This is a genomic window from Enterococcus quebecensis (assembly GCF_001730365.1).
GTDB lineage: Bacteria > Bacillota > Bacilli > Lactobacillales > Enterococcaceae > Enterococcus_L > Enterococcus_L quebecensis.
Map to the genome: position 1 here is coordinate 26,295 of NZ_MIKB01000019.1, position 14,601 is coordinate 40,895.

The 14,601-nt window shown below is 35.3% G+C and carries 10 protein-coding genes; 9 read left to right on the forward strand and 1 reads right to left on the reverse strand.

The genetic code is table 11. From position 1 onward, the window contains the following. The first annotated feature begins 142 nt into the window (after window positions 1-142). The 4 genes from BCR23_RS14005 to BCR23_RS14020 all read left to right on the forward strand — a co-directional run bounded on the left by BCR23_RS14005 (window position 143) and on the right by BCR23_RS14020 (window position 3,369). A complete protein-coding gene (locus BCR23_RS14005; RefSeq protein ID WP_069636115.1) occupies window positions 143-883 on the forward strand; it encodes an acyl-ACP thioesterase domain-containing protein in 741 nt (246 codons plus the stop codon). Between the two features lie 150 nt (window positions 884-1,033). Next, the gene (locus BCR23_RS14010) at window positions 1,034-1,867 is read left to right on the forward strand and encodes a DUF72 domain-containing protein (protein WP_069636116.1); all 834 of its coding nucleotides are present in this window, start codon (window positions 1,034-1,036) and stop codon (window positions 1,865-1,867) included. Between the two features lie 37 nt (window positions 1,868-1,904). Beyond that, complete coding sequence (locus BCR23_RS14015; protein WP_069636117.1) at window positions 1,905-2,744, forward strand: Cof-type HAD-IIB family hydrolase; 840 nt, start codon at window positions 1,905-1,907, stop codon at window positions 2,742-2,744. A gap of 103 nt (window positions 2,745-2,847) precedes the next feature. Then, entirely contained in the window at window positions 2,848-3,369 is a 522-nt protein-coding gene (locus tag BCR23_RS14020) for a pyrophosphohydrolase domain-containing protein (protein WP_069636118.1), read from the forward strand. A 105-nt stretch (window positions 3,370-3,474) separates the two neighbouring features. Here BCR23_RS14020 and BCR23_RS14025 read toward each other — a convergent pair whose 3' ends face one another. Then, complete coding sequence (locus BCR23_RS14025; RefSeq protein WP_069636119.1) at window positions 3,475-4,827, reverse strand: aspartate kinase; 1,353 nt, start codon at window positions 4,825-4,827, stop codon at window positions 3,475-3,477. 194 nt (window positions 4,828-5,021) lie between these two features. On the opposite strand from BCR23_RS14025, the gene BCR23_RS14030 reads away from it, so the two are divergent. From BCR23_RS14030 to thiI, 5 genes are all read left to right on the forward strand, one after another. Continuing rightward, window positions 5,022-5,669 (forward strand): HAD family hydrolase, encoded by a 648-nt coding sequence (locus BCR23_RS14030; RefSeq protein WP_069636120.1) that lies wholly within the window; start codon window positions 5,022-5,024, stop codon window positions 5,667-5,669. Between the two features lie 247 nt (window positions 5,670-5,916). After that, a complete protein-coding gene (ezrA, locus tag BCR23_RS14035; RefSeq protein WP_069636121.1) occupies window positions 5,917-7,638 on the forward strand; it encodes a septation ring formation regulator EzrA in 1,722 nt (573 codons plus the stop codon). 120 nt (window positions 7,639-7,758) lie between these two features. After that, window positions 7,759-8,904: a cysteine desulfurase family protein gene (locus BCR23_RS14040; RefSeq protein WP_069636122.1), complete on the forward strand. Its 1,146-nt coding sequence runs from the start codon at window positions 7,759-7,761 to the stop codon at window positions 8,902-8,904. A 149-nt stretch (window positions 8,905-9,053) separates the two neighbouring features. Continuing rightward, the gene (locus BCR23_RS14045) at window positions 9,054-13,028 is read left to right on the forward strand and encodes an MSCRAMM family protein (protein WP_069636123.1); all 3,975 of its coding nucleotides are present in this window, start codon (window positions 9,054-9,056) and stop codon (window positions 13,026-13,028) included. A 278-nt stretch (window positions 13,029-13,306) separates the two neighbouring features. Next, the gene (gene thiI, locus BCR23_RS14050; RefSeq protein WP_069636124.1) at window positions 13,307-14,512 is read left to right on the forward strand and encodes a tRNA uracil 4-sulfurtransferase ThiI; all 1,206 of its coding nucleotides are present in this window, start codon (window positions 13,307-13,309) and stop codon (window positions 14,510-14,512) included. Window positions 14,513-14,601 lie beyond the last annotated feature (89 nt).

Consider the following 14,601-nt stretch of genomic DNA (forward strand, 5'->3'; position numbering starts at 1 on the left):
GTAAATTTAATTCAAAAAAATATTTATCTAAAAAATATATCTTATTTTAGGGGTAATTTAATTACACATTATTTTTTCTCGTTGATTCAATGTCTTATGGTATAATTTAAGCAGCTATTCAAGTTAAAAAGGAGGAGATCCGGTGGCAAAAAAATTTACAAGCCCTTACGAAGTTGCCTATTATGATGGAGATATCACTAGAAGAATGAAAATATCGTCCATGTTGGCAATAGTCATTAAAACATCTGAGGAACAAAGCGACGCTTTAGATAGAGGAGCTGATTTTGTTGCTTCGTTTGGCCTAGGCTGGGTCATTACCAATTATGAAATCTATATCACGCGTTTACCCAAGGTTGGTGAACAGATTGCTATAACGACTCAAGCGATGGCTTATAATAAATATTTCTGTTATCGTAACTTTTGGATTCATGATGAACAAGGAAATGAATGTGTACTAATCAAGTCCACATTTGTATTAATGGATAAAGAAAACCGCAAAATGAGTAGTGTGCTGCCTGAAATCATTGAGCCTTATGAAAGTGAAAAAATCACGAAAATTTATCGTGGGGAAAAAATCGAAAAAGTTGAAAATAGCGATTTTTTGCCGTATCGCGTACGCTATTTTGATATTGATGGAAACCAACATGTAAATAATGCTGTCTATTTTAACTGGCTGCTAGATGTTTTAGGGTATGATTTTTTGAGTACAAATGAGCCTACTTTTATTAATGTAAAATTCGATAAAGAAGTCGAATATGGTCAGGTAGTGGAAAGCCACTATGACATGCTTGATACGCCAGAAGGTAAAACAACGCGGCACGAAATTCGAATTGATGGGCAAACATACTGTGAAGCAAATATGAAGTGGAAAAAAAGTGAATAACTAACTATGTTGAAATAGCTTTTACTTTAAGATCGAGACAATTTTTTGTTTTGTCTTGGTCTTTTTTGTTATAGAATAAAAGAGAAAAATAGTTATTCAAATGATAGGTCAATAATACTAGCTTGATAAAAATAGAAAGGAAACTACGTGATGATTCGATTAGGTTTAACTTCCTTTAACGAGCATGATAAATTAACTGGGAAAAAACGTTCAACATTATATGAATATGCTGGTTATCTACCTCTAGTTGAGATGGATACGGCTTATTATGGTATTCCAAAACAAGAGTCGGTCAGAGAATGGGTGAAGGCGGTTCCAGATGGATTTCGTTTTGTGATGAAAGTATATAGCGGTATTAGCTGTCAGGGAGAATGGCAGCAGTATTATCAAAATGAGGAAGAAATGGTTGAGGCATTCTTAACTAGTATGGAGCCGATGGTTGAAAGCGGTAAGCTCTTTGCATTTCTAGTTCAGTTTTCTGGAACATTTAGCTGTACAAAAGAAAATGTTCACTACTTGGAGAAGATCCGCCAATGGTTTGCGGGATTTCCCGTTGCGATAGAATTACGAAATGGTTCATGGTATACAGCAAAATATATCAAGCAAACATTATCTTTTATGAAGAACAACGAGTTTTCATTGGTTGTTGTGGATGAACCACAAATTCCGACAAATCCAGTCCCCTTTTTTCCATTTGTTACGAATAACCAATTTACTTTGTTCCGTTTTCATGGACGAAATGCAGCAGGATGGATGGCAAATGATAAAGATTGGCGCAAAAAAAGAACCTTATACCGCTACAACTCAGAAGAAATCGAAGATTTGAGTGAAGCGGTTGAAAAAGTAGCTCGTGAAACGAACGAAGTGGGCGTAATATTTAATAACAATTCCGGTGGTGATGCAGCAGGTAACCTATTAGAAATGAAAGCTGCGCTAAAATTGGAATATGAAAATCTGAATCCAAAACAAATGGGTTTATTTTAAACATAAAAATAGTAGGTTAAACAAGGAAAGGAATACTATGATAAAAGCAATTTTCTTTGATATCGACGGCACATTGGTGAATAATAATGCCAAAGCATTGGAATCAACGAAACAAGCAATCGCACAAGCTCAAGCAAAAGGGATCCTCTGCGGTATAGCCACAGGACGGGGGCCGGTTCACTTAAAGAAACAAATTGATGAGCTGAATTTTGATGTGTTTGTTACCTATAATGGTCAATTAGTTTATAACAAAGAAACAACTATTCGAAAGGAAGCTTTCACCGAAGAAACACTGAATAGAATTGTTTCCTTTGCAGATCGTTATCACCGTCAAATCATGTTTGGCAGTAGACGAAGTTTAGAGGGCAGTTCATTAATGCGCTTTGGACAAAACAAATGGGCAAAAAAAATTGTGCGTTTTTTACCAAAGCATTTTCCCACAACGCTTACAAAAAATTTGATTAGTCGATTTTCGATTCATAGAAAAGAACAGCGGTATCGTGAACTTGATATTTTGAAAGAGCCGATTTATCAATGTGTTCTGTTAAGTCCGAGATCGGAAACTGTGTTTTTAAAAGAGGAATTACCGGATTGTCATTTGACACGATCGAATCCATATACAGTAGACATTATTCCAGCAGGAGGATCAAAGCTAGTAGGGATTCAAAAATGTGCAGATTATTTTGATATTGGACTAGAAGAAGTAATGGCTTTTGGCGATAGTTGGAATGATTTAGAAATGTTAAGAGGTGTTGGTTTTGGTATTGCAATGGGCAATGCAGAGGAAGAAATTAAAAATGCAGCGAAGTATGTAACGAAAAATAGTGAAGATGATGGTATTTATCATGCATTAATGCATTATGGTGTTATCAGCTAGTTTCCAACATTTAATTATGGCAAAAAATACCACAGTCAATTTTTTCTATTTTTCAGTCAAAGCTAAATGAGCCTGTTTAGCTTTTAAGATTAGGAGGAATCCAATGAAAATTGATAATCCGTTTGAAAAAACAGAAGCATTTCACAAGCAATTCGATAATAGAAAGCCTCAAATTCCAACTCAATTTTCAGCTAAACAAGCGGCTGATAGAGCGGGATTTAAAGCTGAAGAATTAGTTGAATTTTTATATGGAGCAGCGAATAATAATCCAGTAGTTTTTAAAAAATTAGTAACACAATTAAAAGAATCTGTTGATCAAGCTGAAGAAAAAGTTCTTAATAAGCAAAAAGAAGTGATGGATCCTTTGGTAGAGCAAGTAGATGCTTTGATTGATTTGTTGTATTTTACGTATGGTTCTTTTTCGTTATTAGGCGTGGACCCGACAGAAATTTTTTCTATTGTTCATGAAGCCAACATGGGAAAGTTATTTCCCGATGGAAAACCTCACTATCATCCAGTGACCCACAAAGTGCTGAAACCAGATAACTGGGAAGCGGATTTTGCACCGGAACCCAAGATTAAGGCAGAGTTGGACCGTCAAAAAAAAGTAGCTGAGTTCAATTAATCAGAGAACAGACCCATATTCATCTCTTTTTATTAGTGAACAAAAAAAGAAAGCTCTTAATGTAGAGTTTTCTTTTTTATTTTATATAAATAAACGTTGTTTCTATTATTCCTCAAAAAAAGTCTGGTACAATGCCTGAATTGCTTTTTTCTCCTGATCTTCACGAATACCGAACATGATACTAACCTCAGAAGAACCTTGGTTAATCATTTCTAAGTTGATCTTGTTGAGAGCTAAAGCTGATGTACTGTCTGCCATGACCCCGATTCGCTGACGCATACCTTCACCAACGACCATTAGCATTGACAACCCATGAGTGATCCGCAATTCATCTGGTTCAAGTTCATGTTCTAAACGTTGCATTAATTCTTCTTCGATATCAATCGTCAATTGACGTTCCCTTAAAATAATTGAAATGTCGTCAATTCCAGAAGGCATATGCTCATAACTTAAGCCTAATTCTTCAAGGATTTGCAGCAAACGACGGCCAAAACCTAACTCTCTATTCATTAAATACTTACTGATATAAATACTCGCAAAGCCTTGGTCACTAGCAATTCCAACAACGGGATCGTGTTCGATTGTTCTAGAAGTTGTAATTAATGTTCCAGGATGATTTGGATTATTCGTATTTTTGATAACTACAGGAATACTGGCACGATAAGCCGGCATCAAAGCTTCATCATGAAGCACAGCAAATCCAGCATAGGCTAACTCACGCATTTCACGATAAGTTAGTTCTTTGATTGTCTTTGGTTCTTGAATGATTCCAGGATGAGCAACAAAAATGCCATCGACATCAGTAAAATTCTCATAGATATCTGCCTCTACACCTGCAGCAACGATCGATCCTGTAATATCTGACCCACCTCTGGAAAAAGTACAAATCTCGCCTGCTTCCGTGAAACCGAAAAAGCCGGGAATTACTAAGATCTCTTCAGTGGCTTTAAATTGATTAATTTTACTAGCAGATGAAGGTAAAATACGAGCATTACCAGGCTCATCCGAGACAATGATGCCAAGATCTAAAGGATTTTTATAACGCGCATTTAACCCACGTTGCTGGAAAAAAGATGCTACTAGTTTAGCATTGTTGTCTTCACCACTAGCTAAAAAGGCATCCAAAAGATGTGGATTATCTTCTTTTGGTAAAGTCGCCAACTGTTGAATTGCTTGTTGAATGTCATTCAAAACGTCTTTATTGATCCCAAGTTCATCTAAAATTGCTTCATAACGATCGACGATTTTTTTTATGAGTTCAGTTGTGTTCTCATTATTTAAATAAGCATTATAGTATGCAATCAGTAAATCAGTGACTTTAATGTCTTCTGAAGAACGTTTACCAGGAGCTGAAACAACCACAAACTTTCGTGAAACGTCTTCTTTTACGATTTGTAAAACTTTCTCTAATTGTGTAGCAGAGGCTAGCGAGCTGCCTCCAAATTTTATGACTTTCACTTTTTTCACTCCTAATTTTAATAGTTTTTTCATTATATTAGTAAAAGAATACCGAAATATTGTATGAAAAGCAACCACCAAATGGACAAATATTCTTTATTTTTCGTTATTTCCCAACAAATTTCTTCATTTTTTTTCAAAGTTTTGTTAGACTGGTAGAGCTGAATAAGAATAGGTAAAAAAGGAGCGCCAAAATGACGCAAAAATACGAAGGCATTATTTTCGATATGGATGGCGTGTTGGTTGATAGTGAAGAGTTTTATTATCAACGCAGAAAAGCTTTTCTCAAAGAATACGATTTATCTATTGAACAGATTCCAATCCCATTATTTATTGGAGCGGATATGCGAAGTTTATGGGAGACGATTCTTCAAGTTAATGATACAATCTATAGTGAGTCATTCTTAAGTGAAAAGTATCATCAATATAAAATCGAACACCCGATTGATTACAGTGATGCGATCAACCCAAATGCGAAAAGAGTCTTGCAATTTCTTAAAAGAAAAGGCTATAAAATTGGTTTGGCCTCATCATCAATGATGAACGCCATTCAAGATGTATTGAACGTCGGACAATTAACCAGTTACTTTGATATAATTGTTAGCGGATCGCAATTTAAAAAAAGTAAACCAGCACCAGAAATTTATGAGTATACCGCACAAAAATTAGGTCTGTATCCCAGTTCTTGTTTGGCAATTGAAGATTCTGAAAAGGGGATACGATCAGCACACGATGCTGGGCTAACTGTGTGGGCGCTGAAAGATCGTCACTTTGGAATGAACCAAGAGTTAGCTGATGAACAGATAGAGTCATTAAGTGATGTGTGCAAAAAGTTGCAATAATCAGAGGAAATCGTTTAAACTAACTAATAATCGGGATGAATTTGTTCTAATATTACAAAGTCAAAACATTTCTCGAAAAATTACAATTTGTTAGTGCTTGATAGCACGATTTGTGATATAATTTTCTGTAGGTGTTTTTAAGGAATTTTAAGTAGATAAGAGAATAGTGTAATGGCAGATAAGAGAGGTTTCGTTATTTATCAGCTATTACATATCATATATGGACTAATAAACGGAGGAACCATGAATGAAGAATAATCTGATCATTATCGTAGTTTTAGCTATAATAATCATCGCAGCTGTTTTGTATTTAGTTGGTTATTTTATGAGAAAGAAAAATCAAATGAAACTCGATGATCTGGAAAAGAGGAAAGAAGAACTGTTCGACTTACCAGTAATTGAAGAGGTAGACGATGTCAAAAGAATGCACATGGTCGGGCAAAGTCAGAATACTTTTAGAGAATGGAATCAGCGTTGGACCGAGATTTCTACTCGTTCTTTTGCAGAGTTAGAAAGTCAGATTTTTGAAGTTGAAAATTTAAATGAAACCTTCCGTTTTATGAAAGCAAAAAAAGCAGTTGCTGAGGCTGATCAGACAATGTCTGAAATGGAATCAGAAGTTGAAATCATTCGTAATGGTTTAAAAGAACTGCGCGAAAGTGAAGAACGTAATTCACTTGAAGTGCAAAAAGCATTAGATGTTTACGAAGAGATCAGTAAATTACTTCATGATGAAAAAGCAGAATTCGGTTCAGCATACCCAGAATTGCAAAAACAAATTAAAAATATCGAAATCGAATTTACTCAGTTTGTTACATTAAATACTTCAGGAGATCCTATTGAAGCTCGTGAAGTACTCGAAAATGCAGAACGTCACACCTATGAATTAGATGATGTGATGAAGCGTATTCCACCACTTTATGATGAACTGAATCGGACATTCCCTGATCAATTGAAAGAGATCGAAGAAGGATATAAACGTCTGCTTGCAGATCATTATGTATTCCCTGAAAAGAACTTTGAAGATGAATTAAGACGTGTACAAAAACGCGTGAAAAATTCAACTGTTGATTTAGAGAAGACAGAAGTAGATGCTGTTGAAGTTGCGAATCGTGATACAGCAAATGCAATTGATGCATTGTACGAAATCATGGAACGTGAAATCAATGCGAAGAAATATGTTCGTACTAATCATAAAGTTGTTGGTGATTATATCGCTCATGCTTTGAAAAATAATCGTCAGTTGATGATTGAATTAGATCATACGTCACAAAGTTATACCTTGAATCATAATGAATTAGGTCGTTCAAGAGGTTTCCAAACAGAAATCGAAGAGTTGATTCGTCGTTATGAGGATTTCGAACCAAAATTAAAAGAACACACTATTCCATTTTCGGAAGTCCAAGCATTCTTTAAAGACTGCTACAAAATATTAGATGATATTGAAAATCAACAAGTTGAAATTGATGATTCATTAAAAGAATTACGTAAAGGTGAAAAAGCCGCTCAAGAAAAAGTGGATCAATATGATTTTCGTTTACGCAGCATCAAACGATATGTTGAAAAACAACGATTACCTGGATTGCCAGCGGATTATCTAGAATTCTTCTTTGTGGCAACAGACCGTATTGAAGAGTTAAGCAAAGCGCTAAATAGAATTCGAATCAATATGGAAGAAATCAAAAAATTATCTGATCTTTGTAATGAAGATTTAGACTTACTAGATAAGAAAACAAATGATTTAGTAAACTCTGCAGCATTAACAGAGCAAATGATGCAATATGCTAACCGTTACCGTCACACTCACGAAGCAATTCGTATGGCGATGGAAAAGAGTTTAGAACTGTTTTCAAAAGAATACAGATATCAAGATGCTCTTGATGAAATTGGAACGGCTCTTGAACGGGTAGAACCAGGTGCATTTAGAAGAATCGAAGATTTTTACTTCAATAATCTTGATGCAATTTAATTAATTAGGGCGAGACAGTTGTCTCGCTCTTTTATTTTATTTAGTTTTGAATGTTTAGTTGAACTACTAAAATAGAAAGTATATAATAGGAAAGAATTTCAAGAGAAGAAGGTTTTTAAGATGATATATTTTGATAACAGCGCAACAACTCCAATTTATCCCCAAGCTTTAGATACATATGTAAAAACTAGTCAGCGAATTATTGGTAATCCATCAAGCTTGCATAGTTTGGGAATTCAAGCGAATCGCCTCTTAGAGCAGGCACGTAAGCAAATTGCGGATTTAATTCAAGTAAGTTCAAATGAAATTTATTTTACGAGTGGTGGAACAGAAGGTGATAATTGGGTTTTAAAAGGAACAGCATTAGAGAAAAAAGAATTCGGTCGTCACATCATTATTTCTAGTATTGAGCATCCTGCCGTTTCTGAAACGGCGAGACAATTAGAAGCAAATGGTTTTGAACTATCTATCGCTCCGGTAGATGGACGCGGATTTGTAGTAGTTGATGAGTTAGTTAAATTAATTAGAAAAGATACGATTCTTGTTTCCGTCATGGCAGTAAATAATGAAGTAGGCTCAATTCAACCAATTCAAGCAATTAGTGACTGTTTAGCAGACTATCCAAAAGTTCATTTTCATGTGGACGCTGTTCAAGCAATTGGCAAAGTTAGTCAAGACCAATGGCTGACACCTCGTGTGGATTTTGCTACATTTTCGGCTCATAAATTTCATGGACCTAGAGGAATTGGGTTTATCTATTGGAAGCAGGGACGTAAATTGGCACCTTTATTAAATGGTGGTGGACAAGAAAATAGTCAACGAAGTGGAACAGAAAACATACCAGGAATTGTTTCAATGGCTAAAGCATTGCGCTTATACACAGATAAAAAAAGTGAAAAACCAGAACATACTGCTACGATTCGCCGATATTTAATCGAAGCCCTACAAGAGTATGCCAATGTTACGGTATTTTCAAAGGAAACAGCTGATTTTGCTCCTCATATTTTATGTTTTGCCTTAAAAGGAGTTCGTGGAGAAGTCTTAGTTCATGCATTTGAAGAAAAACAAATTTATACATCAACGACCAGTGCTTGTTCTAGTCGGAAAAAAATAGCTGGCAGCACGTTACATGGGATGAAGGTACCTGATACTTTAGCGACCTCAGCGATTCGTGTTAGTTTAGATGAAAGCAATACGATAGCTGAAGCAGAACAGTTCATGATTATCTTTAATCAGTTATATAAAAAATTCTCTATTTTAAAATGAAAATAAAAAAGTCTAGGTCAGTAAATTCTGATCTAGACTTTTTTATTATATATATTAAATTAAATTGGTATAATTAATATGTTTTAATATAATAATTATATAACTTTGTGATATAATTAGGTTCATGAAAATAAAGGAGAGAGATATATATGCAAAAGAAAATGGTTAAATTTTTGGTATTATTACTTGTGTTGGTTCAAGTAATAGACGTTGTTGGTATGTTTAGGCATTTGTCCAGCGTTTATGCCGAAGAGGCGACAGAGCAAAGTGTAACAAGTTCGGAGTCAGAAAGTTCACAAACATCAGCTTCAAGTGAAATAGAAGAAACAATGGATACGACGTATTTGTCTGTTTCTCAAGCACAAGATGCACAAATTGAGAAAGCGATAGAAATTGATGCAGAAAAAGTTACAGAGGATAGGTCAAGCATCAGTGATGAGTCAGCGTACCAACAGAAACAGTATGAGATTAAAACAGATCTTTTTCCTCAAGAAAAAAATGAAGATCATTCACCGAAGTTAGATTATTTAACCGGTGAAGAAATTACTTTATACTCAAAAATGGTGGTCTCGGGGGGAGATTTTAAAAGCGAAGATCTGCGATTTAGAATTACATTACCTAAAGAGTATTTTGCACATTATGGTGTCGTTTCTGGTGGCTCAAGCGTTTTAAAAAGTGAACTTTCAGAAGATGCTGAAAATACTTACTTGGATATTTATCTCAAAGAGGTAAAAACAGGTACAGAGCTTTCTGTGCCCTTTAAAATAAAGTTTCATTCGGATAAATTGTTTCACGGAACTAAAGGATCTGTTACACAGCAATTATATTATGAAGAGGATAAAGAGTTGGCGAGTAATTCGATTGAATTAGAAGCAACTACGATAAACAGAGCTATTCATATCAGACAAAGTACTACAACTATTGAGGTGTCTGGGAAGTATGTTACAACGGATGGTTTAGTCAGTTCAGATTATGTAGATGAAGTAAAATTCTTTCTTCAAGGAAAAGTGTCGGGCAATGTAGGGAGGGCTATATCGGATTCAATTGTTGAATTTCAATTGACAGAGAACACTATATTTGAGCCAGGGGACAATGGTCCTGAGTGGGTTTATAATGCTGAAAACCATTCAATCAGCCGCAGGATTCCTAAAAATGAGATATTAAAAGATTACTCATTTAAGGTCAGGTACAAAAATGTCAAAGTCAATACTCCAGGTTATCCAGTTACTTTTAAAGCAACCACAAGACTATTAGATAGTGACGGGGAAATTGAATACAGAGTATCTGAGGAAAGAGCTGAAGCGAAAAGAAAATTTAACAAAAAAGCGGCTGGTGCTAGTATTGAAAAAAGTATGGACTGGCAAAATCCCAAAGGTATATATTATATAGAAGAAAATAAAGATGCACTATTTTTGGGTGAGGTTTATGTTCACTGTACAGATGACTTTGACAAGTCAACGGTGGAGAAAATTGTGGATACTTCAGAAAAAATTGACGGATCAAATCCTTTTATTCTTAAGTCTGCTCAAGTGGTTGCCTATGGAGATGTCAAAATTGGCGGAAAAGCCAAACTAGTGGGTGTTTATAATAAAAATGGGCAAGAGCAAAAGGTGATCTTATCTGAAGACGTAACAAAGGAAGTAAATCTTAACGATAACGAAAATTCCTACGATTCATTTTATGTGGAGTTTGACACTCCTGTGGAATTAACCCAAGCGGGTAATGGTGTGGGACTTAAGTTTACAGCCAAAAGAAGTACAGAATACTGGAAATATTTAGAAACTTCTTTAACAACGATGTTTAGCTATATTCATAATTCCGGAACCGTGCATTTTGGAGATGGTTCTAAAAAAAGTACGTACTATATGTCCCTTCCAACGCGTAAAGCTATACACAGCATTGCGTTAGCACAAGATCAAACGAAGAACAAAGTGTTTGTTGATGAAATATTTGATCTTACCTATAGGAATTTCATACTAAAACTGGACAATAAAAAATTAGTAAACCCTAAGTTACATGTAATCGTACCTGAGAGTGTGGAAGTAGAAAGTATAACTGATTATAAGTGGTTGGCAGGGGGATATTCCTATTCTATTGAGAAAAATTTTTCAGGGACTCAAAAAACAGCAATCATTATTACCCCTAAAGAGGAATGGACAATGGATGATATAGACAATTTATTTTCATATAAAGGGTTGAATATTTCCCTTAAATTCAATGACTCAGTTCGTTTTGGGGAGCAAATAATAGACAGCTACTTTACGTATGATAATAATGGTTCAACTGGAATTGACATGGTCATGTACAACAATACTTTTATAAAAAGTGAAGAAGATCCATATAAGTTGATTAGTTCAAATGCGGAAAACAAAGAATTATTAAAGTTCTCTACTTCAATCACGGTTGTTCCACCTCTTAGTTTATACGTGGACACAGCAGCGGCTGTGAATGGTGGAGAAGAGTTTGTGACTGGGAAAGCAGAACATGTGGATCAGGGTACGATTATTAAACAACAACTTTCAGTAGGAAATTATAGTGATGAAGATATTAGTCAATTAGTGGGAATCAATGTTTTACCACATAAGGGAGATTTAACGACAATTGTAGGAGCTGATGGCACTCACCATCCAAGAGGATCAGATTTAGGTTACGTGTTAGATGGACCAGTGGAAGTACCAGAAGGATATACAGTCTATTATTCTTATGAAGAGCCTTCAGGCGATATGAAGGTTAATATGAATAAAAGCTGGTTATCACCAGAAATAAGTACGATTGATTATAGTAAAGTCACGATGATTAAAATTGTTTTAAATGACAATGCTATTTTAAAACAGAATGAAACAGCTACTTTTACATTCCCAGCTAAAATTCCGATCGATGCAACCATTAAAAATGACCAAAAAATGGCAAATTCCTTCACTGTATCAACAGATAAGGAAAATAAATACTGGATTGAATCTCGCGTATCAGAAATCCCAGTAACTGCTTATGGGATTCGAGGCTTGGTGTATCAAGACACAAATAAAAATAGCTTGAAAGATATCGATGAAAAAGGACTTGAAGGGTACGAAGTAGAACTGGTCACAAACGATGTAACTTATACAGTGAACACTGTAACTACTGATGAAAATGGAGCGTACGAATTTTCAAATGTGACCGCCAGAGGAGATTACAATGTACGGATAAAGACAAAAGATGGTGATACAATTTCTGAGTACTTACAAAGTACAGAAGAAATAATTGCAACCGATGTAAAACCTGATCAATTAAAAGCTGGAGTAGCTTCTATTCAACTAGCTCCAGATAAGACCGCTCATAGGATAAATATGGGGCTATATTCTGAACCGATACCTGTTACTAGTTCAGTGGAGTTGACAAAAGTAGATAGTGTGACGAAACAAGTGTTAGAGGGAGCAAAATTCCGATTAGAAGCAGCTGATGGACGTGTTATTCAAAATGAACTGATTACAAATGCAGAAGGGAAATTGCTTGTAGAAAATTTACCTTTGGGGAATTATCGATTTATAGAAACAGCTGCGCCAATTGGCTATACTTTGGATGAGACACCAGTAAATGTGGCACTAATTGAGGAAGCGAGAGCAAATGTTACAAAGGAAAATACACCGATAAATGTTGAAGGATCAGTAGAATTAATAAAAATAGACAGTATGACAAAACGTTCGTTGGCAGGAGCAAAATTCAGATTAGAAAAATCAGATGGAACAGTGGTGTACAATGATCTGACCACAAACACAGAAGGAAAAATAGTTGTCGAAAACTTACCAGTTGGAAACTACCAATTTGTAGAAATCGCAGCACCTACTGGTTATATTCTGGATCAAACACCAGTAACTTTTACAGTTAACAATTTTCAAAAAATGATTAGTCTCATGAAAGAAAATGTCAAGGAGACAGGATCAGATAGTTATTTACCGAATGATCCATCAGTATCAAAAGGTGTAGGAAGCAATTCTAATAAGACGACAGGGATGTTTCCGAGAACAGGAGAACAAACACTACACTCAATGATCGTTGTTGGCTACCTAGTACTAATGTTTCTTCTTATTACAATGTATGCAAAAGAATTATCTAAAAAACGCAACGAAAACCATTTGAATTATTAAACAGAAGCGCCCAGTAACAAAAAACAAAGAATGTTTTGAATTGAAACTTATTTAGAACTAGAAAGAGTAGTAAAACTGGAATAGTTTGCTGCTCTTTTTTTATTTGCTATAAGGATAAGATACCCATAAAAAATCTTAATTAAAGGTTTAAAAAAGTGAAATACTGTGTTATATTGATTCACGTTAATAGTTATTATGAACACTTTGACAATAAGTTTACTTATGTAGCAGGAAAAATAGCAACATAGAAAGTTCTAATAGAGAAGGATTGAAAAATAGTGAAATATACTGAAATCATGGTTCGTTACGGCGAACTTTCAACTAAAGGGAAGAATAGAAAAGTATTTACTTCTCAACTAGCGCAAAATGTTAAAAGAACCCTAGGGGAATTTCCAGCAGTAAAAATTCATGCCGATCGTGACCGTATGCATTTACTGTTAAATGGGGAAGATAGTGTACAGATTATGCCAAAATTAGAAAAAGTATTTGGTATTCAAAATTTTTCTCCAAGTATTCGAGTTGAAAAAACAATGCCTGCTATTCGGGGAATGGTTCAAACGATCATTAAGGATGTTTATCAACCAGGTCAAACATTTAAAATTACTTCTAAACGTTCTGATCATGATTTTGAGTTAGATTCAAATGAATTAAACCGCGAACTTGGCGGAGCCGTGTTTGAAGTCTTTCCTGAGATTTCCGTTCAAATGAAAAAACCAGATATTGATATTCGTATCGAAATCCGTAAAGAAGGCGCCTACCTTTCTTATGAAACAATTCGTGGAGCAGGTGGATTACCTGTTGGAACAGGTGGCCGTGGTATGTTGATGCTTTCTGGCGGAATTGACTCACCTGTAGCAGGTTACTTATCTATGAAACGAGGCGTAGAAATTGAAGCCGTTCATTTTGCCAGTCCACCCTACACAAGTGAACAAGCGCTGCAAAAAGCGAAAGATTTAGCGGCCAAAATTGCGCCATATGCAGGGAGTATTCAATTTGTCGAAGTACCATTCACTGAAATCCAAGAAGAAATCAAACGCGTTGTGCCAGAAGGTTATCTAATGACAGTGACGCGTCGTATGATGTTACGTTTAACAGATGCTATTCGTGAACTTCGAAAAGGTTTAGTGATTATCAATGGAGAGTCACTGGGACAAGTGGCTTCTCAAACCTTGCAAAGCATGGTAGCAATCAATGAAGTAACAACAACACCGATCATTCGTCCAGTTGTTTCAATGGATAAAGGTGAAATCATCGAAATCGCTGAAAAGATTGATACATTTGAATTAGCTATCCAACCGTTTGAAGATTGCTGTACGATTTTTGCACCGCCTCAACCAAAAACAAGACCAAAATTAGACAAAGCTCAAGCCTATGAAGCACGTTTAGATGTAGAGGGATTGATGGCTCGAGCAATGGTGGGGTTAAAAGTTAGTGAAATAACTGGAACAAGTGAAAAAGGCGAAGAATTTTCTGATTTGCTGTAAACATCGAAAGAACAGACTTGATAACACTATCGAGTCTGTTTTTTTTATTTATCTTTTTCAAATAGCAACTATTTCTTTCACAAACAAGT